Annotated in this window: 24 protein-coding genes, 1 tRNA gene, 1 other RNA gene and 1 riboswitch; of the genes, 13 read left to right on the top strand and 13 right to left on the bottom strand. The window is 61.4% G+C overall.

What is annotated here, in order from left to right; translation table 11 throughout:
• The 3 genes from JV18_RS14565 to cobO form a co-directional block, all read right to left on the bottom strand.
• Positions 1-567, bottom strand: a complete 567-nt coding sequence (locus JV18_RS14565; RefSeq protein WP_052071699.1) for a hypothetical protein — start codon at positions 565-567, stop codon at positions 1-3.
• Positions 567-2,537, bottom strand: a complete 1,971-nt coding sequence (locus JV18_RS0103410; protein WP_033073423.1) for a TonB-dependent receptor plug domain-containing protein — start codon at positions 2,535-2,537, stop codon at positions 567-569. Before JV18_RS0103410 ends, JV18_RS14565 begins: the two co-directional genes overlap by 1 nt.
• Positions 2,538-2,681: 144 nt before the next feature.
• Positions 2,682-2,867: riboswitch (cobalamin riboswitch) on the bottom strand.
• Between the two features lie 84 nt (positions 2,868-2,951).
• Positions 2,952-3,560, bottom strand: a complete 609-nt coding sequence (cobO, locus tag JV18_RS0103405) for a cob(I)yrinic acid a,c-diamide adenosyltransferase (protein ID WP_033073422.1) — start codon at positions 3,558-3,560, stop codon at positions 2,952-2,954.
• Positions 3,561-3,857: 297 nt separating this feature from the next.
• Between cobO and JV18_RS14560 the strand changes: the two genes are divergently transcribed.
• Complete coding sequence (locus tag JV18_RS14560; protein ID WP_052072041.1) at positions 3,858-4,487, top strand: PilZ domain-containing protein; 630 nt, start codon at positions 3,858-3,860, stop codon at positions 4,485-4,487.
• Between the two features lie 15 nt (positions 4,488-4,502).
• Here JV18_RS14560 and aguB read toward each other — a convergent pair whose 3' ends face one another.
• The 4 genes from aguB to rpsD all read right to left on the bottom strand — a co-directional run bounded on the left by aguB (position 4,503) and on the right by rpsD (position 8,959).
• The gene (gene aguB, locus JV18_RS0103395; RefSeq protein ID WP_033073421.1) at positions 4,503-5,354 is read right to left on the bottom strand and encodes an N-carbamoylputrescine amidase; all 852 of its coding nucleotides are present in this window, start codon (positions 5,352-5,354) and stop codon (positions 4,503-4,505) included.
• A 56-nt stretch (positions 5,355-5,410) separates the two neighbouring features.
• Positions 5,411-6,394 (bottom strand): agmatine deiminase family protein, encoded by a 984-nt coding sequence (locus JV18_RS0103390; protein WP_033074889.1) that lies wholly within the window; start codon positions 6,392-6,394, stop codon positions 5,411-5,413.
• 151 nt (positions 6,395-6,545) lie between these two features.
• Positions 6,546-8,231: a M28 family metallopeptidase gene (locus JV18_RS0103385; protein WP_033073420.1), complete on the bottom strand. Its 1,686-nt coding sequence runs from the start codon at positions 8,229-8,231 to the stop codon at positions 6,546-6,548.
• A 116-nt stretch (positions 8,232-8,347) separates the two neighbouring features.
• Positions 8,348-8,959, bottom strand: a complete 612-nt coding sequence (rpsD, locus tag JV18_RS0103380; RefSeq protein WP_033073419.1) for a 30S ribosomal protein S4 — start codon at positions 8,957-8,959, stop codon at positions 8,348-8,350.
• Between the two features lie 197 nt (positions 8,960-9,156).
• On the opposite strand from rpsD, the gene JV18_RS0103375 reads away from it, so the two are divergent.
• Complete coding sequence (locus JV18_RS0103375) at positions 9,157-9,465, top strand: chorismate mutase (RefSeq protein ID WP_052071698.1); 309 nt, start codon at positions 9,157-9,159, stop codon at positions 9,463-9,465.
• Between the two features lie 26 nt (positions 9,466-9,491).
• Here JV18_RS0103375 and JV18_RS0103370 read toward each other — a convergent pair whose 3' ends face one another.
• From JV18_RS0103370 to rpiB, 5 genes are read right to left on the bottom strand one after another with little or no spacing between them, the layout of a single operon-like run.
• Positions 9,492-10,259 carry an RNA methyltransferase gene (locus JV18_RS0103370; protein ID WP_052072038.1) on the bottom strand — a complete coding sequence of 256 codons (768 nt, stop codon included), beginning with the start codon at positions 10,257-10,259 and terminating at the stop codon, positions 9,492-9,494.
• A 40-nt stretch (positions 10,260-10,299) separates the two neighbouring features.
• Complete coding sequence (gene nrdR, locus JV18_RS0103365) at positions 10,300-10,764, bottom strand: transcriptional regulator NrdR (RefSeq protein ID WP_033073416.1); 465 nt, start codon at positions 10,762-10,764, stop codon at positions 10,300-10,302.
• A gap of 3 nt (positions 10,765-10,767) precedes the next feature.
• Complete coding sequence (locus JV18_RS0103360; RefSeq protein WP_033073415.1) at positions 10,768-10,986, bottom strand: hypothetical protein; 219 nt, start codon at positions 10,984-10,986, stop codon at positions 10,768-10,770.
• A gap of 6 nt (positions 10,987-10,992) precedes the next feature.
• Positions 10,993-12,300 carry a serine hydroxymethyltransferase gene (gene glyA, locus JV18_RS0103355; RefSeq protein WP_033073414.1) on the bottom strand — a complete coding sequence of 436 codons (1,308 nt, stop codon included), beginning with the start codon at positions 12,298-12,300 and terminating at the stop codon, positions 10,993-10,995.
• On the bottom strand, positions 12,297-12,749 hold the full coding sequence (gene rpiB, locus JV18_RS0103350) for a ribose 5-phosphate isomerase B (protein ID WP_033073413.1): 453 nt from the start codon (positions 12,747-12,749) through the stop codon (positions 12,297-12,299). Before rpiB ends, glyA begins: the two co-directional genes overlap by 4 nt.
• A gap of 147 nt (positions 12,750-12,896) precedes the next feature.
• On the opposite strand from rpiB, the gene JV18_RS15470 reads away from it, so the two are divergent.
• A complete protein-coding gene (locus JV18_RS15470; protein ID WP_235302828.1) occupies positions 12,897-13,061 on the top strand; it encodes a hypothetical protein in 165 nt (54 codons plus the stop codon).
• Between the two features lie 122 nt (positions 13,062-13,183).
• Here JV18_RS15470 and JV18_RS0103345 read toward each other — a convergent pair whose 3' ends face one another.
• Positions 13,184-13,840, bottom strand: coding sequence for an alpha/beta hydrolase (locus JV18_RS0103345; RefSeq protein WP_033073412.1), 657 nt, complete (start codon positions 13,838-13,840; stop codon positions 13,184-13,186).
• A gap of 243 nt (positions 13,841-14,083) precedes the next feature.
• Here JV18_RS0103345 and JV18_RS0103340 point away from each other — a divergent pair, with 243 nt between their 5' ends.
• The 10 genes from JV18_RS0103340 to JV18_RS0103300 all read left to right on the top strand — a co-directional run bounded on the left by JV18_RS0103340 (position 14,084) and on the right by JV18_RS0103300 (position 22,325).
• Complete coding sequence (locus tag JV18_RS0103340) at positions 14,084-15,166, top strand: cysteine desulfurase family protein (protein WP_033073411.1); 1,083 nt, start codon at positions 14,084-14,086, stop codon at positions 15,164-15,166.
• Positions 15,163-15,501, top strand: coding sequence for a 2Fe-2S iron-sulfur cluster-binding protein (locus JV18_RS0103335; RefSeq protein WP_033073410.1), 339 nt, complete (start codon positions 15,163-15,165; stop codon positions 15,499-15,501). The genes JV18_RS0103340 and JV18_RS0103335 overlap by 4 nt, the downstream gene beginning before the upstream one ends.
• 61 nt (positions 15,502-15,562) lie before the next feature.
• Positions 15,563-15,660, top strand: an RNA gene (gene ffs / locus JV18_RS14805) — signal recognition particle sRNA small type.
• 155 nt (positions 15,661-15,815) lie between these two features.
• Positions 15,816-17,552 carry a DNA polymerase III subunit gamma/tau gene (locus tag JV18_RS0103330; protein WP_081944660.1) on the top strand — a complete coding sequence of 579 codons (1,737 nt, stop codon included), beginning with the start codon at positions 15,816-15,818 and terminating at the stop codon, positions 17,550-17,552.
• A complete protein-coding gene (locus JV18_RS0103325; RefSeq protein WP_033073409.1) occupies positions 17,549-17,884 on the top strand; it encodes a YbaB/EbfC family nucleoid-associated protein in 336 nt (111 codons plus the stop codon). The genes JV18_RS0103330 and JV18_RS0103325 overlap by 4 nt, the downstream gene beginning before the upstream one ends.
• Before the next feature lie 220 nt (positions 17,885-18,104).
• Positions 18,105-20,501 carry an endopeptidase La gene (gene lon, locus JV18_RS0103320; protein WP_033074887.1) on the top strand — a complete coding sequence of 799 codons (2,397 nt, stop codon included), beginning with the start codon at positions 18,105-18,107 and terminating at the stop codon, positions 20,499-20,501.
• 170 nt (positions 20,502-20,671) lie between these two features.
• Positions 20,672-20,944 (top strand): HU family DNA-binding protein, encoded by a 273-nt coding sequence (locus JV18_RS0103315; RefSeq protein ID WP_033073408.1) that lies wholly within the window; start codon positions 20,672-20,674, stop codon positions 20,942-20,944.
• A 170-nt stretch (positions 20,945-21,114) separates the two neighbouring features.
• Positions 21,115-21,189: transfer RNA gene (locus JV18_RS0103310), tRNA-Val, on the top strand.
• A 70-nt stretch (positions 21,190-21,259) separates the two neighbouring features.
• Positions 21,260-21,568, top strand: coding sequence for a hypothetical protein (locus tag JV18_RS0103305; protein ID WP_033073407.1), 309 nt, complete (start codon positions 21,260-21,262; stop codon positions 21,566-21,568).
• Positions 21,569-21,659: 91 nt separating this feature from the next.
• Positions 21,660-22,325 carry a response regulator transcription factor gene (locus JV18_RS0103300; RefSeq protein WP_033073406.1) on the top strand — a complete coding sequence of 222 codons (666 nt, stop codon included), beginning with the start codon at positions 21,660-21,662 and terminating at the stop codon, positions 22,323-22,325.
• The last annotated feature ends 25 nt before the right edge of the window (positions 22,326-22,350 follow it).

Here is a 22,350-nt window from a genome sequence, read left to right as displayed (position 1 = left end):
TCAAGCCGCCGCCGCCCTGATGACCAAAGGGGAGGGGCGGGGAAGCGCCGGGACCCCCGCCGCGACGAGCGTCCGGTAAAGCAGGAACAGGCCGATCAATATCGCCCCGTTGCGCAATCCCTGTTTCAGCAGCAATTCCGGCGCCAGCGTGATCTCCAGCCCGCCCAGCACCAGCGCCCAGGCCGCGACGACCAGTTTGAACGCGACAAAAGCCGCGCCATAAGCCACCGCCAATCGCGCCGCCATCGAGCGAAGCTGCACATGACGCAGCGCTGCATAGGCGCCGCCCGCCGAAGCGAGCGCAGCGGTGCCAAGGCCGACGCCCCAGCACAGCGTGCTCCAATCGCGCGGATAATCATGGAGGCCAAAGCCCACAATCTGGCTCACCGCCCAGGCCAGCAGCATCAGCAGCATGCCGTCCCGAAACCGCATATGCGTAGCCGCCAGCGCCGCCAGCGACGGAAAAGGCGTCGCGCAGGCGAGCAGCAGCGTCGTCGCCGTGCTCGCCCCGGTGAACAGCGTTATCCACAAGGTGCCAGCGCGAGGGGCGTTTGCCCGCGCCCTCATCAGAAGCGCCCCCGGATACCGGCGTAAATGCTCCGCCCGAGCGTGCCGTAGCGATAGGTCGTCATATAATCCTGGTCGAACAAATTCTCGACCCGGGCGAAGAGTTCAGCCTCCTCGGCCAACCGATATTCAGCGCGCAGATCAACCAGTGTATAGGCATCGAGCTTGCGGGCATTGCTGGCATTGTCATAGCTCTTCCCCGACCAGCGCACCGCCGCGCCCAGGGTCAGACCAAAGGGCAGTTCATAACTGGCCGAAGCATTGGCGCTGTGGCGCGGGCGGCGCGGCAGCCAATTGCCCTCCGTCGCGGAGCCCGCGGAGCGGTCCTCGGCCACGACCCAGCTATAATTGCCGTCCAGCAATAGCCTGCCGATGTTCAGCGCCGCGATCGCCTCGATCCCATGCGCTTCGCTGCGCGCAAGGTTCAGATAATAGCCCCAGCGCGGCGTCGTCGGATCGCCGGGTACAAAGCAGAGCGGATCGCTGCTGCCGGGCGCACAGCCATTGTAGATGATCTGGTTGGTGGTCGTCCGGTCAAACCAGGAAGCGCCAAGCGAGAGGCGGTCGTCGAGCAGCCGCTGCTCTACCCCCGCTTCCCAGCCATGCGCCCTTTCGGGGTCCAGCGTGACATTCCCATAATCGCTGAACAGCTGATAAAGCGACGGCGCCTTGAAGCCCTCGCCGTAGCTTGCGCGCAGGATCGTGCCGGTGCCCAGCTGCCAAGCGCCGCCCGCTGCGAACAGCGCCTTGCCGCCATAGCGTTCATGGTCGTCATGGCGCACCCCGCCTGTCAGCGTCAGGCCGTCCAGCGGCTGAACGCTGAGTTGGCCATAGAGGCTGGTGATTTCCGCCTCGCCCCGCGAAAAGGGCGGAAGCGGCGTCGCGGCCGAGGCCGAAGGCGAACGGCTCTTGAAAGACGAACGCTCATTTTCCAGCCCAAAGGTCGCGGTCACCGCATCGGCGAGGTCGAACACACCCTGATATTCCCAGCGCTTGTTGCGGCCATCGGCCTCATAGCTGCGCTGGCGTTCGCGGTCAGGGTTGAAATGGTCGCGGTTGGTATCGGTATAGGCATAAGCGATGCGATTGCGGAAACGCCCCGAGAGCAGGTCGAAATTCAACCCCGCATAGCCCACAAATTCGCGGTTGATGCCATAGTCGGCGCTGTCGCCCATGAAGCCGTCAAATTCATTGCGGCCCTTGGCATAATAGCCTCGCAGATCGACGCTCACATTCTCCGTCAGCGCGAGTTCGGCGCGCCCCGACACATTGCTGTTGCGATAGCCATCGCGTTCGCCGCCGCCGAATTCGGGACGAAGCGCCGAAATGCCTTCGGTGGTGAAATGCTGCGCGCCGACGCGCCAGGCGAGGGGCCCGGTCCGTCCGCCGATGGCGGCGCGGGCGCTGACCGTCTCGCGCGATCCGGCTTCAATGTCGAAACTGCCCTCCAGCGATTTTTCGGGCGAAGCGGTGACAATATTGACGACCCCGCCAATCGCCTGACTGCCCCACAGGATCGACTGCGGCCCGCGCAATATTTCGATCCGGTCGATATCGCCGACCATCAGATTGGCGAAATTATAACCGCCCGCGGTCGAGGAGGGATCGTTGAGCTTCACCCCGTCGATCACCGCGACCGTATGTTCTGCTTCGGCGCCGCGGATGCGCAGCGAGGTCGCCGTGCCATAGCCGCCGTTGCGTGAATAGGAGACGCCGGGGGTGCGCAGCAGCAATTCGGTCACCCCCAGATCCTGCGCCCGGTCGATGGCGGCCTTGTCGAGGACCGCGATCGATGCGGGAATCTCGTCAACATCGACCGGCGTGCGCGTCGCTGTGACGATGATCGAATCGGTAGCCGCGGCAACGACCGAACTGGTGGTGGACATGGCGCTCCCGTCCTGCGCCAACACAGGAAAGCTCAGTGCAAGGGCGCCGAGCGAGACGGAATTGCAGATGATATTACGCAGCATTTGATACCCTATCGACAAAGGCGCCCACGCGCGAAGCTGATGCTGCGGCCTGTCATGGGCACACCTCATTCACTCCGCCCTAGGGCGACCAAACCTGTCGTCATGCGGGTTCACCCCCGTTCGCCCGGCACACCCTGTCCGCGCGAAAGACGACGGCGACGGGCAGGTCTCCTGGCTTGCGGGTCAGCGCCGCCGGGCCGCCTTCTCGGTCCCTTTCGGGTCCAATGGCGTCTGGCCTGGGGCTCGCCGCATACAGTTGCAGGGGCAGCCGGGTTTTTCCCGTTCCCTTTTAATCCCCCCGATGGGGGAACCTGTCGCGGGCGGGGCGTTACATCGAACCGCCCCATCCGGTCAATTGCTGCGTTGCAATAGGAGGAAGAAAAAGGGGACTCGGCAGCAACGAGGGGCGACAGGCTAGAATTCGATTCCTGCCTGCGCCTTCACATTTTGTTCGCGAAAGGGATGCTTCACCAGTCGCATCTCCGTCACCAGATCGGCGGCGTCGATCAGTGCCTCCGGTGCATGGCGTCCGGTGATGACGACATGTTTCATGGCGGGCTTGGCGGCCAGGGTTTCCAGCACGTCATCGAGCGGCAGATAATCATATCGCAGCACGATATTAAGCTCATCGGCAATCACCATGGCATAGGAGGGATCGGCGATCATGCGCTTCACTTCTTCCCATGCAGCGGCCGCGACCGCCATGTCGCGGGCGCGGTCCTGCGTATCCCAGGTGAAGCCCTCGCCCATCGGCTTGAACTCGACCAGCGCGGGAAACTGATCGAACATCGCCTTCTCGCCGGTGGTCATCGCGCCCTTGATGAACTGCACCACGCCCACCTTCATTCCATGTCCCATTGCGCGGATTGCCAGGCCGAAAGCGGCAGAGCTTTTCCCTTTACCATTTCCACTATGGACGATGATTAACCCTTTCTCGACCGTCTTGCGCGCCAGCTTGCGCGCTTGGGCCGCCTGCACTTTCTTCATGCGGTCATGGTGCTGAATTTCCGAACGATTTTTCATTTTTATTCCGAATATGGGCGCAAAAGCATTGCGACATTAACGATATGCGAATAGGCCCATTTTAACATTTAATGTCACCGTTGTAGCACCGTTATATTGGACAGGATGAGAAAATTAATCATAGTGGGTCAGCATCCTTTCCCCCCGGAAGGCGGTGTGGTCGGCGAAAAATCCTGTCCGCCGGACCGATCAGGACCGTCGTGGAAGGACGTGAAGCAATGAGTTGGGCTTTGTCACAGCCATTTGCCGATCATCCCTTCCCTGCGCTCCATTGCCGCCTTGCATGAGGATCATGCCATGAATGATGCGTCCCCCCCCAACGCAGACCCTTATCGTCCCGAAACCATCCCGCCCGCGCAGGAACGGCGCAGCGGCGACCGCTATCGTACCGTCTGGCGTATCGCCAAGGTCACGCGCGAAGCCGATGTCGGTCTGTGGCGAGTGCGCAACATGTCGAACCGCGGATTGATGCTTGCCGCTGATGTCCCGATCACCGTTGGGGAACATCTCAGCATCGCCCTTTCCGATACGGTGGTGGTCAGCGGCAAGGTTGTCTGGGCCAAGGAGGGACGCTGCGGCGTTGCCTTTGACGCCGAAGTCGATGTCGCCGAAACGCTGAAACAGCTTGCCGCCGAACAGCGCGCTACCGGCTATCGCCAGCCGCGCCTGCCGGTTCGCAAGCGGGCAAAGCTTGTCGTCGATAATCAGGCGAGCGAAATCGAGCTGATCAATCTTTCGCAAAATGGCGCAGGTTTCGTTCACGACGGACATTTGCCCGTCGCGAAGGAGGTTGAGCTTATCCTCACCGACACCATCCGGCGCAAGGCGATCATCCGCTGGTCGCGCGATACCCAGGGCGGCCTCTGGCTAACCCAGCCGCTCGACCGCACCGACCTCGAAAGCATCCGCCGCTTTTACGACGAATAACGGCGCGGCCGCCGCTCAGATGTCTTCGACCAGCCGTCCGTAAAGCTGCGGGCGGCGGTCGCGGAAAAAGCCCATGCCGGCCCGGTGCCTGGCGGCGCGGTCCAGATCGATCGTTTCGACCAAGACGCCGGTCTCGCCCGCGCCAAATTGCTGGGTCAGATCGCCCCATTCGTCGCTGATAAAGCTGTGGCCGTAAAAATTCGCATCGCCTTCCGTGCCAATCCGGTTGGCGGCAATCACCGGCATACAGTTGGATACCGCATGACCCTGCATGGCGCGCCGCCACATGCGGCTGGTGTCGAGGTCGGCGTCATAAGGTTCGCTGCCGATGGCGGTGGGATAGAAAAGCAGTTCCGCGCCCATCAGCGCCATTGCCCGCGCGCATTCGGGATACCATTGATCCCAACACACCCCCACACCGATGCGGGTGCCAAACACATCCCAGGTTTTGAAGCCCGTATTCCCTGGGCGGAAATAATATTTTTCTTCATAACCCGGGCCGTCGGGGATATGGCTTTTGCGATAGGTTCCGATGATTTCGCCATCGGGACCGATCATCGCGAGCGTGTTGTAATAATGCGGCCCATCCTTTTCGAAAAAGCTCGTGGGGATTGCTACCTTCAGCTTTTCGGCCAATTCCTGCATCGCGACGACGCTCGGATGTTCTGCCGTCGGCTGCGCGTTTGCGAATAATTCTTCTTGCTCAACCTGACAGAAATAGGGGCCTTCAAATAGTTCGGGCGGCAGGATGATCTGTGCCCCTTTGGCTGCAGCAGCCTCCACCAATATGGCAACCTTTTCGATATTGGGTTCCGTTGGGCCGGGAAGGGGGAGTTGCAGCGCGGCGACGGTGATAGTGCGGGTCATGGCGGATTCCGAAAAGAAGTGAGGGCGAGAGAATATAGGGCGGCCCCTCCGGGATGCTAGGCCGGGAGTTGCTGGCTCGAACAATGAAAGCTGCCGCCGCCTGCGATGATCCCGCGCGCCGGAACGCCAATGGCCCTGCGATCGGGAAAAAAGGTCCCAAGCGCGTCCACCGCCGTCCCATCGTTGGCCACGCCATATGTAGGGACAACAATCACGCTGTTGCCGATATAGAAGTTCATATAGCTGGCTGCGACCAGCTCCCCATCGATTTCAACCGCGCCGGGAGATGGCAGGTCGACAATCTCGATTCCGCCAAAAGCTTTGGCTCTTTTCTGTGCATCAGCGTAAATCTCGGCATTGGGGTCGTGCTTGTCTGCGGGGATGGGAAGGGCCAATCGCCCCTTACCCACGAAACGAGCCAGATTATCGACATGGCCGTCGGTATGATCGCCGCTCAAGCCGTGCCCCAGCCACAACAGCCGTTCGATTCCCAGCGATTGGCGCAAGCCTTCCTCTATATCCTCGCGCGTCAGCGTCGGGTTGCGGTTGGGATTGAGCAAACATTCCTCGGTGGTCACGCCAAGGCCTTCACCATCGACATCAATAGCGCCGCCTTCCAGCACCCAATCCACATCGTCTACAGGCAAGCCGGATTCATCCGCCAGTGCGGCCCCGACCTCCTTGTCGCCGGGCATGACAAATTTCTCACCCCACCAGTTGAACTGGAAATTGCGCGCGCGCCGCGTCGCGCCCTTCCCGACGATCAGCGGGCCGGTATCACGTAGCCATATGTCGCCCAGTGGCTGGATCAGAATGCGCACGCCGGGATGGACCAGCTTTACGGCGATATCCGCCTGCGCTGCGTCATTGACCACCAGAAGCACCTCTTCGCCGCGCCCTCCATCATGAACCGCATTGGCGAAAGCTGCGACATCGCGTCGCGCGGCCTCCAAATGTCCCGACCATTCCTCGGCCATATGGGGAAAACCAATCCACACCGCTTCATGTGGTGCCCATTCAGCGGGCATGGACAGGGTCATGAAAGGATCCTTTTGGGTTGATTCGACCGGATAATGGACGAGCGGCGCCATGCGTCAAAGCCGGTTTCCGGGCAAGGTGCCGCAAAAGAAAAGCACCCGTCATGGAAGGCCATGACGGGTGCTTTTGCTTTTGCTGCGAATCTCAGCGCGATCAGGCGGCCGTGCGGCTTTCGTCCCGGGCCTTGCGGAATTCATCGCCCTCGTTCCAATTGGGCCAGGCGGTCGTCATCGCCAGCATCCGGCCCACCGCATAATAGAGACGCAGGTCGGCCATCATTCCGTCCCAGCTCGTGATCGCCGACATGTCATCGGAGGGCGCATGATAGCGTTTTTCCGTATAAGCGTCGGCCCAAGCCTTTCCGGCCGCTTCACCGCCTTCCAGCAAATCCTGCCCGCCATCGAAATAGATCATCGGCACACCGAGCTTGGCGAGACTGAAATGGTCAGAGCGATAATAATATCCCTTCTCCGGCGACGGCTCATCGACGATCACGCGCTTGTCCATCGCTACTGCCTTTTCCAGATAGGCTTCCAGTTCCGATTTGCCGCGACCGATCACGACAATATCCTTGGCCGCCCCGGCGCCCGACAGCGCATCCATATTGACTCCGCCGACCGTCTTGGACAGCGGAAACACCGGATTTTCGGCATAATATTTCGATCCGAGCAGTCCCGATTCCTCGGCTGTCACCGCAAGGAACACCATGCTGCGGTCAGCAGGACCGGCCTTCTTATTGGCTTCCGCCAGCGCAACAAGCGCGGCCGTTCCGGTAGCGTTGTCAATCGCACCGTTGCAAATGCCGTCGCCGTCAACTGGCTCGCATTTGCCCAGATGGTCCCAATGCGCTGTGTAAAGGACATATTCGTCGGGCCGCTGGGTGCCGGGAAGCAGACCGACGACATTTTTGGATTGTTTGCGTGCGATTTTGTTCTTGAACGACAGCGAGGCTTTCACGCCGCTCAAAGGGACAGGTTTGAATCCCTTTTTCTTTGCGTCAGTGCTCAGCTTGTCAAAATCCAGCCCGGCACTGGCAAAAAGCTGCTTCGCCTTGTCGCGTTGGATCCACCCATTGGCGGCGGTCTGATCGGCGCCATTATTTTCGCTAGCGGCCAGATATTGCGTACCCGTCCAGGATGACTGCACGACGTTCCACCCATAGGCAGCCGGTTCGGTGTCATGCACGATTAACGCCGCGGCGGCTCCCTGTCGCGCCGCCTCCTCATATTTATAGGTCCAGCGGCCATAATAGGTCATTGCCCGGCCATTAAACTCGCCTTTGGCCTCAGCCGTCTGCCAATCGGGGTCATTAACCAGGATGACGACGGTCTTTCCCTTCACGTCCAGCCCGGAGTAATCATTCCACCCTTTCTCGGGCGCGTTGATGCCATATCCGACAAAGACGACATCGCTGTCCTTGACGGAAATTTCCGGTTGGACGCGGTAGCTGCTTGCGACAAACTCGCTGCCAAAATTCAGCGACATCGGCGTCTTTCCTCCCGTGAACGTCAAGGGAGAGACATTTTCAGCGGTAATTTCGACCAGCGGGACATCTTGTGTCCAGCTGCCATTATTGCCCGGCTCAAGTCCCGCCGCCTTGAATCGCTCGATCAGCAACGCAACGGTTTTCTCCTCCCCGACCGTCCCTGGTGCGCGCCCTTCGAATGCGTCCGACGCGAGTGCACCGACAACGTCCTGCATCGTCTTGAGCGAAATTTCGGGAATGGTGACTTCGGGGATGGACGCGGCAATATTGTCGGCTGCGTCACGGTCCGCGTTGCAGGCCGCAACAGTTATCAGGGCCGCGATAGCTGCGGCGGTTTTGGGGAAACGAAACATGAATGGTCCTTGGCTTCACTCTCTTGAAGCCAAGGATTGTGCCAGTCTCCCATGGCGGATGCAAGAAGGGCGGCCCCGCAGGACCGCCCTTTTGCATTCTCGTCTGACGAAAATAATCAGCGTGAATAAAATTCGACGACCAGATTCGGTTCCATTTTCACCGGATAAGGAACTTCGTCGAGCGTGGGGACGCGGACAAAGGTGGCCTTGGTGCCATCGACGGCGACATACTCCGGCAGGTCGCGCTCGGGCAGGCTCTGGGCCTCGGCAACGAGTGCCATTTCCTGCGCCTTTTTGCCTAGGGTGACTTCATCGCCGGGCTTTACGAGGCGGCTGGCGATGTTGCACTTCACGCCGTTAACATAGACGTGACCATGGCTGACCAGCTGCCGCGCGGCAAAGATGGTCGGCGCGAATTTCGAACGATAGACGATCGCGTCGAGGCGGCGCTCCAGCAGACCGATCAGATTCTGACCGGTGTCGCCCTTCATACGCGCAGCTTCGAAATAATTGCGCTTGAACTGCTTTTCGGTGATGTCGCCATAATAGCCCTTCAGCTTCTGCTTTGCGCGCAGCTGAATGCCATAATCGGACATTTTGCCCTTGCGGCGCTGACCATGCTGGCCGGGGCCATATTCGCGGCGATTGACGGGGCTTTTCGGGCGACCCCAGATGTTTTCGCCCATCCGGCGGTCGAGTTTATACTTGGCGCTCTGGCGCTTTGACATGATCGTCTCCAATTTGCTGTGTGCCGAGGAATTTCGGCTTTTCCCGGGTCGCACCGCATGAAATGTCCATGCGCGACCACCGCTTCACCGGGATGCGGGGTCCATTGCGAAGGCGCGCGACTAGACGGGGATGCGGCGAAAGTCAAGCGACCAAGGGGTGCTCGACATGGAAGGAAAAGCCGCTAAAGCCTGCGCGCATGTCTGAACCCAAAATGCCCGAACAGTGCGAAGCCATGGCGGAAGTGCGCGCGGGAGTGGACCAGGTCGACCGCGAACTGGTCGCGCTGCTCGTGCGCCGTTTTGGCTATATGGACGCCGCCGCGCGGATCAAGCCCGATCGCGCGAGCGTCCGCGACGAAGAGCGCAAGGCCGAAGTGCTGGATAATGTCGCGCGCGAAGCCGCGGCGGCGGGGCTGGAGGCCGAACGGTTGCGCGCGGTCTGGAATGAACTGGTCGAGCAGTCGATTGCGTATGAACTCGCGCGCTGGGATCGGACGCGCGGCTAGGGCAGCCAGTCGCGGTTCGTTGCGATTTATTGCGCGCCGCCGCTGTCGCTACCTGTTTCGCCGCGCGCCGATTTGCGCGGACGCCCCAGCGTGGTGACGATGCCATGCATCATGCGAATATCATTATAGGACCAGCCGGTCTTGGTCAGCATGGTTCGCAAGGTCCGCAAGGTGGCCTGCGTGCGGTCGGCAGGGAAGAAATATCCCGCCGCGTCAAGGTCACGCACAAAATGATCGATCAGCCCTTCCATCTCGCCATGCGGGGCGGGCGGGTCGAGCAGAACTTCCGGCGGGCTCGCCAATTCCCCGGGAATATATTTCGACCATTCATAAGCGAGCAGAATGACGGCTTGCGCCAGATTGAGCGAGCCAAATTCGGGGTTGATGGGAACGGTGACGATGCTGTGCGCCAAAGCGACATCATCGGTTTCCAGCCCTGACCTTTCGGGGCCGAAGACATAAGCGGAGCGGCCAGCCGTGCCATGGACCGCCTGCGCCGCCCTTTCGGGCGTCAGGACGGGCTTGGTAACGCCGCGTTTTCGGACTGTGGTGGCATAAATATGCGTGCAGTCGGCGACGGCTTCAGCCAGCGTGTCGAACACCCGGGCCTGGGCCAGCACAATATCCGCGCCCGAGGCCGCAGGCCCGGCGTCGGGGTTGGGCCAGCCATCGCGGGGGGCAACGAGGCGCATCTCGGTCAGGCCGAAATTGAGCATGGCGCGCGCGGCCTTGCCAATATTCTCCCCCAACTGGGGACGAACAAGCACAAAGACCGGAGGAGGGGCGGCCTCCATCGCCATGGGATTTTCCTGTTCGGTCAACTTCGTCGCCGCCCTAGCCCTGATGCGCCGCGGCATTAATCGTCGCGGCGAACTCTTCAAAATCCTTCGCCTCGGTGAAGTCGCGATAGACGCTCGCGAAGCGGATATAGGCGACATTATCGACGCCCTTCAGCGCTTCCATCACCATCGCCCCGATCTGCTGTGCTGGCACTTCATTTTCCCCGGAGGTCTCCAGCTGGCGCTGGATACCCGACACCATCCGCTCAATCCGTGCGCCGTCAACGGGACGCTTGCGACAGGCGATCTGGACGCTCCGCATCAGTTTTTCCCGGTCGAAAGCCTCCCGGCGCCCATCTGCCTTAAGGACGCCGACCTCGCGGAGCTGAATGCGCTCGAAGGTGGTGAAACGCGCGCCGCAATCCTCGCACTGGCGGCGCCGACGGATGGCCGCCCCGTCTTCGGTGGGGCGGCTGTCCTTCACCTGACTGTCTTCATGGCCGCAATAGGGACAGCGCATATGTCAGCGCTTCACGCGCATATAAAGGGCGATGGCAGCGCCCGCGCACAGGCCTATGGGCCAACTCACCGCCTCGATGGCGAGCCCCGCAAGGCCGCCGATTACGCCGCCGATCAGGACGGGGCGCGTCGATGGATGGTCTATTCCCCCGCGTCCCATCGCTTTCGCTTCTTCGATCGCGCGTTCCAGCAGGGTCGGCTCTTCGGGATTGGGACGCGCCATATCTGATTAGCCCTGATAGATTGGGAAACGTTCGCAGAGCGTCCGCACACGGGCGCGAACATCGGCTTCGACCGCCGCATCGCCCGCTTCGCCCTTGTCGCGAAGTGCATCGAGTACATCGGCGACCATATCGCCAATTTCCTCAAACTCCGCGACGCCGAAGCCGCGGGTCGTTCCGGCAGGCGAGCCGACGCGAATGCCGCTCGTCTTCACCGGCGGCAAGGGGTCGAAGGGAATGCCATTCTTGTTGCAGGTGATGGCGCTGCGTTCCAGCGCTTCGTCGGCGTCGCGGCCCGTAATGCCCAGCGGGCGCAGGTCGATCAACGCCAGGTGGGTGTCGGTGCCGCCCGCGACGACATCGGCGCCCCGCGCTTTCAGGCGACCCGCTAGCGCCCGCGCATTGGCGATCGTGGCTTTCGCATAATCTTTGAACTCGGGGCGCAGCGCTTCGCCGAAGGCGACCGCCTTGGCGGCGATGACATGCATCAGCGGGCCGCCCTGCAGGCCGGGGAACACCGCCGAATTGATACGCTTAGCAATCGCCTCGTCATTGGTCAGGATCATGCCGCCGCGCGGTCCGCGCAAGGTCTTGTGCGTGGTGGTCGTGACGACATGGGCATGTTCGAGCGGGGAGGGGTGCTCGCCGCCCGCGACGAGGCCCGCAAAATGCGCCATATCGACCATCAACAGCGCGCCAACATCGTCGGCAATGGCGCGAAAACGCGCAAAGTCCAGCGTGCGCGGATAGGCCGAGCCACCCGCGATGATCAGCGAGGGGCGATGCTCCTTCGCCAGCGCCTCGACCTGGTCGAAATCGACGAGATGATCGTCGGGGCGCACGCCATATTGCACCGCATTATACCATTTTCCCGACATGGCCGGAGCCGCACCATGGGTGAGGTGCCCCCCCGCGTCGAGGCTCATCCCCATGATCGTCGCGCCCGGCTTGGTCAGCGCCAGCATCACCGCGCCATTGGCCTGCGCGCCCGAATGCGGCTGCACATTGACATAGCCGCAGTTGAAGAGCTGCTTAGCCCGCTCAATGGCCAGCGTTTCCACCTCGTCCGACGGCGCGCAGCCCTGATAATAGCGGCGTCCGGGATATCCTTCGGCATATTTATTGGTGAAAACGCTGCCCTGTGCTTCCAGTACTGCCTTGGAAACGATGTTTTCAGAAGCAATCAGCTCGATCTGATGCTGTTCGCGCTCCAGTTCATTCTGCATCGCTGCTGCAACCGCGGGATCGGCGGTTGTCACGCTTTCGGAAAAGAAACCGGCCGAACGAATGGGGGAAGGGGCAAGGTCGGTGGTCATCGGCTGGTCTCCATCTGGGGCGGGTTGGAAAGCTTGTCGACGCGGCGGACATGGCGGTCGCCGGCGAAATCGGTCGAAAGAAAGGCGTCAAGGCAGGCCTTGGCCATGTCGATGCCCGTCAGGCGCGCGCCCATGGCAAGGACATTGGCGTCATTATGTTCGCGGGCGAGCTTTGCCGAGAGGGGCTCGCTGACCAGCGCGCAGCGACAGGCGGGCAGGCGGTTTACCGAGATGGAGATGCCAATGCCCGAACCGCAAAGGGCGACGCCGCGTTCGGCGCGGCCTTCGGCGACGGCTTGCGCGAGGGCATAGCCATAATCGGGATAATCCACGCTTTCGGGTCCGTCGGGGCCAAGGTCGGTCACCTCATGCCCCTGTTCGCGCAGCCAGTCGGCAAGCGCTGGCTTGAGATCGAGGGCGGCGTGGTCGGAGGCAATGGCGATACGCATCGGCGCGTCTCCCGTAGCGTAAAGGGAATCGATGGAGCGCGCTTTAGGCGAAGGCGGAGCAATTGGCCATAAGCTGCAACCCGCCGCGACCGCTTTTTGTTACAAAAACCATTTACGCACCCCGCCCGCTGCGCCTAGAGCGCAGGCATGGGCGATATGCTGCTTTCTCTGGTCATGCTGGCGGCGCTTGCGCTTGCCGGGGGTGCGGTGATGCTATTCCGTCATGGCGAGCGCCGCCGCGCGCTGTTGATGCTGATCGCGGCGCTGATACTTTTTGCTAATGTCGCCATCTGGCTGGTTCCGGTGAAATAGACTCGCCGTCATGGCGAGGGGGGTGAAGGCGGCGCGGCAATCTCCAGCCGCCTTTCATGCCGGTCGATAGCTGGAGATTGCTTCGCTACGCTCGCAATGACGCTGATATCACCGACCTCGGATCACCGGATTGGCGAGTCGGGCGCAAGCCGCATGTCGAGATAATTGTCGAGGCTCTTCATCAACTGGTCGAGCTCATTTTCGAAAAAGTGATTGGCGCGCGGAATCTCGTCATGGTGGATGGTGATCCCCTTTTGCGTGCGCAATTTGTCGACCAGCTTTTGCACTGCCGCCGGCGGAACAATCTCGTCCGCTCCGCCCGCAACCAAAATGCCCGAGGAGGGGCAGGGGGCGAGGAAGCTGAAATCATACATGTTGGCGGGCGGGGCGACCGACAGGAATCCGCGAATTTCAGGGCGGCGCATCAAAAGCTGCATCCCAATCCAGGCGCCAAAGCTGAAACCGGCAACCCAGGTGGTTTGCGCCTCGGGATGGATCGACTGCACCCAGTCGAGCGCGGACGCGGCATCGGACAATTCGCCGATCCCGTTGTCAAAGGTGCCCTGGCTGCGCCCGACCCCGCGAAAGTTGAAGCGCAGAACGGCAAAGCCGCGCTTCACAAAACTTTTATACATGGCCTGGGTGATGCGGTCGTTCATCGTGCCGCCGCCCTGGGGGTGGGGGTGAAGGATCAGGGCCAGCGGGGCGCGGGGGCGCGGCGGCGGAGAAAAGCGGCCTTCAATGCGACCCTCGGGGCCGGGGAAAATAACGTCGGGCAAAGCACACCTCTATTTTGGGACGGCCTCCGTCCGCCATATCGGCGGGGGTGGCGGGACGAAGTTGCCGCCTATATAGAAATTGGGTGGCAAGTTGCAACTTTTGCGAATCGTTCGCAACAATAGGTAATTTGCCTTTCTCCGTTCGCATCGAGCGAAGCCGGGATACCCGTCGCGCCTGGCGCCAAATCGATGGGTGTCTCCGTCTCGTCCGGAGCGAACGGAACAGGAAATGGTGCTGCTGGAATGATCTACCTCGACTATCAAGCCACGACCCCGCTGGCGCCCGAAGCGCGCGCCGCGATGCTGCGCTGGCTGGGGGATGAGGAAGGGTTCGGCAATCCGGCCAGCACCCACCGCGCGGGCCGCGCCGCGGCTGCCGCGGTCGAGGTTGCGCGTGATCAGGTCGCTGCGCTGCTGCCCGCGGGCGGGCGCGTCTATTTCACATCGGGTGCGACCGAGGCGCTCAACTGGGCCTTGTTCCGGGGCAGTGCCGCCATGCCCGGCGGCGTCGCTGGGCTCAGCATCGAACATGCGGCCTCGCTTCAATGTCTGGAGCGACTCAATGCCGCCATCCTTCCCGTTGGTGCCGATGGCGTCGCCCTGCCCGTGGACGACGCCCTTGTTCCGGAAGGCGGCATCGTTGCCGCCATGCTCGTTAACAATGAAGTGGGCACAATCCAGCCGGTGGCGGACATTGCCGCTGCTGCTCATGCCAAAAACAGCTTGCTGCTCTGTGACGCGGTGCAGGGCTATGGCCGCATCGCCATTCCCGAGGGGCCCGATCTTGCCGCGATTTCGGCGCACAAGATTCATGGGCCCAAGGGGATTGGCGCGCTGTGGGTCCGGGATGGCGTCGATATCGAACCGCTGATGGTCGGCGGAGCGCAGGAACAGGGGATGCGTTCGGGCACCGTCTCGCCCGCGCTATGTGCCGGTTTTGGGGCCGCCGCCGCGCTCGCCGCCGAGCGTCAGGAGGCCGATGCCGCGCATGTGGAGCGGCTCTGGTCGCTGGCGAGGGACATGCTGCCCCAATGGACGCTGAACGGCGCAGACAATCCGCGCTATCATGGCAATCTCAATATCCGGCGCGAAGGGGTTAATGGCCTGCGCCTCATGTCCGATGCGCGAAATATCGCCTTTTCGCTGGGCAGCGCCTGTGGCAGCGGTTCGGGGAAGGTCAGCCATGTGCTGCGCGCCATGGGGCTCAGCGAAGCCGAAGCGCGCGCTTCCATCCGCCTGGGATGGGGACGCTATACCAGCGAGGAAGCGCTGCGCGAGGGGCTGACCGCGATCCGGGAAGCGGCGCGGCTGCAAGGAGTGAATTGATGCGGGTCATCTTTATCCACGCCGATGGCAAGGGCCGTACCGAAGCGGAGGTGCAGCCAGGCGAGATATTGCTCGACGTGGCGCAGCAACATCTGATGCCGCTGGAAGGCACGTGCGAGGGGCAGATGGCCTGCTCGACCTGCCATGTCATCGTCGAATCCGCTGATTTCGCGCGCCTTCCCACTGCGAGCGAGGAGGAGGAGGATATGCTCGACCTCGCCGCCGGGGCGCGTCGGACCAGTCGCCTCGCGTGCCAGATCCTTCTGACGGAAGAGCTTGATGGGCTGACCGTCCATATTCCGCCCGAAAGCCGCAATATGCAGGGGCAGCGATAGGCTTGTTTGGGGGAGCGGACTGCTCCTCCTTGCAATTCGCGAGGCCCGGCGCCATATGCGCGGCGGGAGTCGGGCGGACGCAGTCTTCGCCAACCCGGTCAGGTCCGGAAGGAAGCAGCCGCAACGAATTCGCTGCGGGTCGTTCCGGCTCCCACCTTTCGCAGTCGAGCCATCTGCGTTGTCACGCCGGCCGTAGGGCTTGCCGGGTTCGAGGCGCCGCCGCGTGCAGGCGCCAACGCCGCGAAGTGCCAAAAAAGTGCGCCTTTAGCTTTCCCCCTTCGACAAGCACGGCTTCGGCCCCTAAGACGGGGCGCATGAGCGATTCCGACGCCGATGAAACCCCGATGCTGGGCATGGATCTGCCCGAAGCCGCCCCGCAGGCATCGTCCGGGCCTTATCGGGTGCTTGCACGCAAATATCGTCCGCAAACCTTTGCCGAACTCATCGGGCAGGATGCGATGGTTCGTACACTGGGCAATGCCATTGCCCGCGACCGGCTGGCCCATGCCTTTTTGATGACCGGGGTACGCGGGGTCGGCAAGACCTCGACCGCGCGATTGATTGCAAAGGCGCTCAATTGCATCGGCCCCGACGGAACAGGCGGGCCCACCATCGATCCTTGCGGCGTGTGCGAGCCCTGCCGCGCCATTGCCGAGGGGCGGCATATCGACGTCATCGAAATGGACGCCGCGTCCAATACCGGCGTCGATGATGTGCGCGAAATTATCGAGGCGGTGCGCTACGCAGCCGTGTCGGCGCGCTATAAAATCTATATCATCGACGAAGTGCATATGCTGTCGCGCAATGCCTTCAACGCACTGCTCAAGACGCTGGAAGAGCCGCCGCCGCACGTCAAATTTCTCTTCGCCACCACCGAAGTGAACAAGGTGCCGGTAACGGTGCTCTCGCGCTGTCAGCGCTTTGACCTGCGGCGTATCACGCCCGAAATATTGTTCGATCATTTCGGCGAGATACTAAAAAAGGAGGGTGTGGAGGCCGAGGCCCCTGCCATCTGGCTGATCGCCAATGCCGCCGAAGGATCGGTGCGCGACGGACTGTCGATTCTCGATCAGGCCATTGCCCATGCCGATCTGGAAGGCGGGGGCAAGGTCAGCGCCGACCAGGTGCGAACCATGCTGGGCCTGTCCGACCGCTCCGCCACGGCCCGGCTGATGGCGAGCATTCTGGATGGCGATGCGGGCGGCGCCATCGATCTGGTGCGCGCCCAATATGCACTGGGGATTGAGCCCGTGGCTGTGGTGCGGGGTCTGATGGACCTGACCCATGCCATCACCCTTGCCAAAGTGGCGCGGCATAGCGACCCCGCGCTGAGCGAAGAGGATCGCGGGCGTATCGCCGATTGGGCGCAGGCGCTTGGCTTCGCGCCCTTGAACCGCTTGTGGCAGCTTTTGCTCAAGGGACATGACGAGGTGCTGCGCGCCAATAATCCCGTCGAGCATCTGGAAATGCTTTTGCTGCGGGTGATTTACGCAGCCTCGATGCCCGATCCGGGCGAGCTGGCGAAGCTGCTGGAAAATAGCGGCGCGGCAAATATGCTGGGGGCCGCATCTTCCCATGTCCCACAGGGGCAGGACGGGCCAGCCGTCGCGCAAGCGATAGCCCCGCGTGCAGACGCTATCACCCCTCCATCCGGCGAGCAGGCACCGGAGGCAGCATCCGCGCTTACCATTGCGCAAATCCACCAACTGCTCGAGCAAGGCGGGCACCACCGGCTTGGCGTTATGCTGTTCGAACATCTGCGCGTTATCCAATTGGAGCCGGGGCTGCTGGTATTTACGGCGGTTCCGGCGCTCGACGGGAGCTTCAGCCGGGAGCTTGGCGATGCCTTGTTCGCAGCGACGGGTTCGCGTTGGCAGATACGCGCTGCGGAGGGCGAGGGGCGTCCCAGCCTGGGCGAGGTGCGCGATGCAAAGTCCGCCGATGAAGAGGCGCGTATTCGCGAGCTACCCGTTGTAAAGGCCGCCCTGACGGCTTTTCCGGATGCAAAGCTTGTCGAAAGCGATGACAATCGCCATAAGTCCGCCCCATGAAGTCCATTGAAGAAATGATGAAGGCGGCGCAGGAAGCCGCCGCTACTGTTCAGGCCCAAATGCAGGAGGCGCAAGCCAAGCTCGACACGGTCGAGGTGGAAGGCGTTTCAGGCGGCGGCCTTGTCCGGATCCGCGCCAGCGCCAAAGGGCGGATCAAGGGGATCTCGATTGAGGATAGCCTGATCGTACCGGCGGAAAAGCAAATGCTGGAGGATTTGCTCGCGGCAGCCTTCAACGATGCGCGCGAGAAAGCTGACGCCGCCAGTCAGGAAGAGATGGGCAAAATGACAAGCGGTCTTCCGCTTCCGCCGGGTTTCAAGCTGCCCTTTTGACCCCGAAATGCTTCCGGAGGGACAGTAAGAGGCCAGCGATGCGGCCGGCTGTAGCAGATGATGGCGTTCAGCCACGGGCGTGCTGGTCATCCGCCGGGGATGGTGTGCTGCGCTGCCATTCATCCCGCTGTCATTGAACCCGGCGCAAGTTACGCCATATTAGCGATGACGATCTATAGTTAAGGGGCGCGCAGCAACCGCGCGTTGCCCAGGAGCCATGATGACGCAATCTTACCCTCTTCTCCCCTTGCGCGACATTGTCGTTTTTCCGCACATGATTGTGCCGCTTTTCGTTGGCCGGGACCGTTCGGTTGCCGCGCTCGAAGTGGCGATGGAGGCGGGCAAGGAAATTTTCCTCGTAGCCCAGCTTGATCCCGGCGAGGATGATCCTGCGCGCGACGACCTTTATGATGTCGGCGTCATTGCCACGGTTCTTCAGCTTCTGAAGCTGCCCGATGGCACGGTGCGGGTGCTCGTGGAAGGTAAGGAACGCGCCCGCCTCACGGCGTTGGAAGCGGATGACAAGGCCGTGATCGCGCACGTCGATCCCATCGCTGATGTCGTCGACGACAGCGTTGATACCGCTGCCTTGATGCGTTCGGTGCTCGATCAGTTCGAATCCTATGCGAAGCTGAACAAGAAAATGCCCGCCGAAACCGCTGTGCAATTGTCGCAGATCGACGATGCCTCACGATTGGCGGATTCGGTCGCCGGCAATCTCAATATCAAAGTCGCCGACAAGCAGGCGCTACTGGTAGAGGATCAGCCCGCAAAGCGGCTTGAGATGGTCTTCGCGTTCATGGAGGGCGAACTCGGCGTACTTCAGGTCGAAAAGAAGATCCGCGGTCGCGTGAAGCGCCAGATGGAAAAGAGCCAGCGCGAATATTATCTCAACGAACAGCTCAAGGCGATCCAGCGCGAGCTTGGCAATGACGATGGCGAGGGCGGCGACGATCTGGCCGAGCTTCAAGCCAAGATCAACGAGCTCAAATTGTCGAAGGAAGCCAAGGCGAAGGCCGAGGCCGAGCTGAAAAAGCTGCGCGCCATGGCGCCGATGTCTGCCGAAGCGACAGTTGTGCGCAATTATCTCGATACGCTGCTGGGCCTGCCCTGGGGCAAGAAGTCGAAGCTCAAAAAGGATATTGCGAAGGCGCAGGGCGTCCTCGACGACGACCATTATGCGCTGGAAAAGGTCAAGGACCGGATCGTCGAATATCTTGCTGTGCAGGCGCGCACCAACAAGCTCAAGGGCCCGATTCTCTGCCTCGTCGGCCCGCCGGGCGTCGGCAAAACCTCGCTCGGTCGTTCGATCGCCAAGGCGACGGGGCGCCAGTTCGTGCGCCAGTCACTGGGCGGCGTGCGCGACGAGGCCGAAATCCGCGGCCACCGCCGCACCTATATCGGCTCGCTTCCTGGCAAGATCGTCAGCAACCTTAAAAAGGCCGGCGCGATGAACCCGCTGTTCCTGCTCGACGAGATTGATAAGCTGGGCCAGGATTTCCGGGGCGACCCCGCCTCGGCGCTGCTTGAGGTGCTCGATCCCGAGCAGAACGGCAAGTTCAATGATCATTATCTGGAGATCGACATTGATCTCAGCGATGTGATGTTTGTTACCACTGCCAATTCGCTGAACCTGCCCCAGCCTTTGCTCGACCGGATGGAGATCATCCGGCTCGAAGGCTATACGGAGGATGAAAAGGTCGAAATCGCCACTCGTCACCTGATCGCAAAACAGGTTGATGCGCATGGGCTCAAGGAAGGCGAATTTGAACTGACGGAGGCGGGACTTCGCGACCTCATCCGCTATTATACCCGCGAAGCCGGGGTTAGAACACTGGAGCGGGAAATTGCCCGCCTTGCCCGCAAGGCGCTGCGCAAGATCCTTGAGGGTAAGGCCGAGAGCGTCACAATCACGCCAGACAATCTGTCGGAATTTTCCGGCGTGCGTAAATTTCGTCATGGAGTTTCGGACCGTGAAGATCAGGTTGGCGCCGTTACGGGGCTTGCCTGGACCGAAGTGGGGGGCGAACTTCTCACCATCGAGGCCGTTACAGCCGCTGGCAAAGGACAGGTCCGCACCACCGGCAAGCTCGGCGAAGTGATGACCGAGTCAGTGCAGGCGGCGCTTTCCTTTGTGAAGGCTCGCGCACCAGCTTATGGCATTCGTCCCAGCCTGTTTGCGCGCAAGGATATTCATATTCACCTGCCCGAAGGTGCTGTACCCAAAGATGGCCCTTCGGCAGGGATTGGCATGGTCACCGCCATGATCTCGACGCTTACGGGCATTGCGGTCCGCAAGGACGTTGCGATGACGGGCGAGGTGACGTTGCGCGGCCGTGTTCTCGCGATCGGCGGGCTTAAGGAGAAGTTGTTGGCGGCGTTGCGGGGGGGGATTACTACCGTTCTGATTCCCGAAGAGAATGAGAAGGATCTGGTGGAAATTCCCGCGAACATCACGGAGAAGCTGAAGATCATTCCGGTCAGCCATGTCGACCAGGTTCTGGCCGAGGCTTTGATCAGTCCGGTCGAACCCATTGAATGGACCGAGGCTGATGAGATTGCGGCTGCACCCCGGATTGGCTCGGGCGGAGAAGGCGAAAACGCGATTCGTCATTGATCGGCGCGAAAAGAGGCGTTTGTCGAGCCTCTTTTCATCGCTGAATCAACGAAAAATCGCGCTTTTCCCGGTTTTTTGCTTTGACAATCCGCCCGGAAACGTCGTTAGTGGCGCGCCATGGCTACGGGCCATGAATCATTTAGCCAACCATATGCAGGGGTTCCTTAGGCATGAACAAACAAGACCTGATCGCCGCCGTCGCTGACGCAAGCGGGCTGACCAAGGGCGACGCGAGCAAGGCTGTCGAAGCCGTGTTCGACGCGATTACCTCGTCGCTGAAAAAGGGCGACGAAGTTCGCCTCGTGGGCTTTGGCACTTTCGCCGTCAGCCAGCGCAAGGCTTCGACCGGACGCAATCCGCGCACCGGCGAAACCATGACCATCGCAGCTTCGAACCAGCCCAAGTTCAAGGCTGGCAAGGCGCTCAAGGATGCCGTCAACTAATCCTCCGGGATGTATTTGATGACGCGCAGATGCGTAAAAAGTCGGGCCGTAGCGCAAGCTGCGGCCCGATTTGCGTTGGGGAGGGGGATGGAATGCAAAAGCCCGTTGCAATCATCGGCGCAGCGGCTATGGACGTCCCGCTTCCGGTTGTTCGCATGGGCGACCGGGACGGGCGCGTAGCTCAGTGGTAGAGCACACCCTTCACACGGGTGGGGTCGCAAGTTCAATCCTTGCCGCGCCCACCATGATCCCGGGGGTTCATTCCCATCGGGATCATTCATCGCCTATTCAATGCTTTCGCATTAGGGTGTGGCCATGATCCGTTCTTCTTTATTTTCGCTGGCCTGTGCCGCGCTGCTTTTTGCGGCTGGACCGGCTTTCGCGCGCGGTGATCGCGATCATAATCATTTGCGCGATGCGGCGGCGCAGGGACAGGTTATTCCGCTTAATCGGCTGATCGCGGAGGTGCGGTCACGCCCCCCTTACAGCGACATGACCTATTTGGGGGGGCCGCAATTCGATATGCGGCAGATGCTTTATGCTTTCAAATTCCTGGATGGCAGTCAGGTCGTCGTGGTCTATGTCGATGCGCGAACCGGTCGAATCGTCGGGCGCAAGCCCTGAGACTCTCTCGCAATTTTTGCGAACCCCGCTGAAAATGGATAAAGTGGCGAGGCGCCCGTCCCACGGCGCCATCCAGGGAAAGGCATTGTGAATGCGGATTTTGATTGTCGAGGACGAACCCACGCTGGGTCCGCAGCTCAAGGCGACGCTCGAAGGGGCAGGCTATGCGGTCGATCTTGCGACCGATGGCGAGGACGGCCATTTCCTCGGCTCGACCGAAAGCTATGACGCCGCCATTCTGGACCTTGGCCTTCCCGAAGTCGACGGGCTGACCGTGCTCGATCGCTGGCGCAAGGAAAAGCGCAATTTCCCTGTCCTCGTTCTGACCGCGCGCGACAGCTGGTCCGACAAGGTCGCCGGGCTGGACGCGGGCGCCGACGATTATCTCGCCAAGCCCTTCCAGACAGAGGAATTGATCGCGCGGCTGCGGGCATTGATCCGCCGCGCATCCGGCAATGCGTCGAGCGAACTGGTCGCGGGCAAGGTGCGGCTCGATACGCGTTCGGGCCGCGTCACGCTGGATGGGCAGCCGGTGAAACTCACCGCGCAGGAATATAAGCTTCTTTCCTATCTGCTCCACCACAAGGGCAAGGTTGTTTCGCGCACCGAATTGATCGAACATATTTACGATCAGGATTTCGATCGCGATTCAAATACCATCGAGGTCTTCGTCACCCGCATCCGCAAGAAGTTGGGCGCCGACGTTATCACCACGATCCGCGGCCTGGGCTATCAGCTCGACGATCCGCAGGGTTGAGCCGGTCGGGCATGACCGGCACGGC

The organism is Sphingopyxis sp. MWB1 (assembly GCF_000763945.1).
Taxonomy (GTDB): Bacteria; Pseudomonadota; Alphaproteobacteria; order Sphingomonadales; family Sphingomonadaceae; genus Sphingopyxis.
This window is presented reverse-complemented; position numbering and strand designations above follow the sequence as displayed.

Coding starts and splice junctions, on each gene's coding strand:
- JV18_RS14565 (WP_052071699.1), bottom strand. CDS start 567: ATGAGGGCGCGGGCAAACGCCCCTCGCGCTGGCACCTTGTGGATAACG.
- JV18_RS0103410 (WP_033073423.1), bottom strand. CDS start 2,537: ATGCTGCGTAATATCATCTGCAATTCCGTCTCGCTCGGCGCCCTTGCA.
- cobO (WP_033073422.1), bottom strand. CDS start 3,560: ATGAAAAATCGTTCGGAAATTCAGCACCATGACCGCATGAAGAAAGTG.
- JV18_RS14560 (WP_052072041.1), top strand. CDS start 3,858: ATGAATGATGCGTCCCCCCCCAACGCAGACCCTTATCGTCCCGAAACC.
- aguB (WP_033073421.1), bottom strand. CDS start 5,354: ATGACCCGCACTATCACCGTCGCCGCGCTGCAACTCCCCCTTCCCGGC.
- JV18_RS0103390 (WP_033074889.1), bottom strand. CDS start 6,394: ATGACCCTGTCCATGCCCGCTGAATGGGCACCACATGAAGCGGTGTGG.
- JV18_RS0103385 (WP_033073420.1), bottom strand. CDS start 8,231: ATGTTTCGTTTCCCCAAAACCGCCGCAGCTATCGCGGCCCTGATAACT.
- rpsD (WP_033073419.1), bottom strand. CDS start 8,959: ATGTCAAAGCGCCAGAGCGCCAAGTATAAACTCGACCGCCGGATGGGC.
- JV18_RS0103375 (WP_052071698.1), top strand. CDS start 9,157: ATGTCTGAACCCAAAATGCCCGAACAGTGCGAAGCCATGGCGGAAGTG.
- JV18_RS0103370 (WP_052072038.1), bottom strand. CDS start 10,259: ATGGAGGCCGCCCCTCCTCCGGTCTTTGTGCTTGTTCGTCCCCAGTTG.
- nrdR (WP_033073416.1), bottom strand. CDS start 10,764: ATGCGCTGTCCCTATTGCGGCCATGAAGACAGTCAGGTGAAGGACAGC.
- JV18_RS0103360 (WP_033073415.1), bottom strand. CDS start 10,986: ATGGCGCGTCCCAATCCCGAAGAGCCGACCCTGCTGGAACGCGCGATC.
- glyA (WP_033073414.1), bottom strand. CDS start 12,300: ATGACCACCGACCTTGCCCCTTCCCCCATTCGTTCGGCCGGTTTCTTT.
- rpiB (WP_033073413.1), bottom strand. CDS start 12,749: ATGCGTATCGCCATTGCCTCCGACCACGCCGCCCTCGATCTCAAGCCA.
- JV18_RS15470 (WP_235302828.1), top strand. CDS start 12,897: ATGGGCGATATGCTGCTTTCTCTGGTCATGCTGGCGGCGCTTGCGCTT.
- JV18_RS0103340 (WP_033073411.1), top strand. CDS start 14,084: ATGATCTACCTCGACTATCAAGCCACGACCCCGCTGGCGCCCGAAGCG.
- JV18_RS0103330 (WP_081944660.1), top strand. CDS start 15,816: ATGAGCGATTCCGACGCCGATGAAACCCCGATGCTGGGCATGGATCTG.
- JV18_RS0103325 (WP_033073409.1), top strand. CDS start 17,549: ATGAAGTCCATTGAAGAAATGATGAAGGCGGCGCAGGAAGCCGCCGCT.
- lon (WP_033074887.1), top strand. CDS start 18,105: ATGACGCAATCTTACCCTCTTCTCCCCTTGCGCGACATTGTCGTTTTT.
- JV18_RS0103315 (WP_033073408.1), top strand. CDS start 20,672: ATGAACAAACAAGACCTGATCGCCGCCGTCGCTGACGCAAGCGGGCTG.
- JV18_RS0103305 (WP_033073407.1), top strand. CDS start 21,260: ATGATCCGTTCTTCTTTATTTTCGCTGGCCTGTGCCGCGCTGCTTTTT.
- JV18_RS0103300 (WP_033073406.1), top strand. CDS start 21,660: ATGCGGATTTTGATTGTCGAGGACGAACCCACGCTGGGTCCGCAGCTC.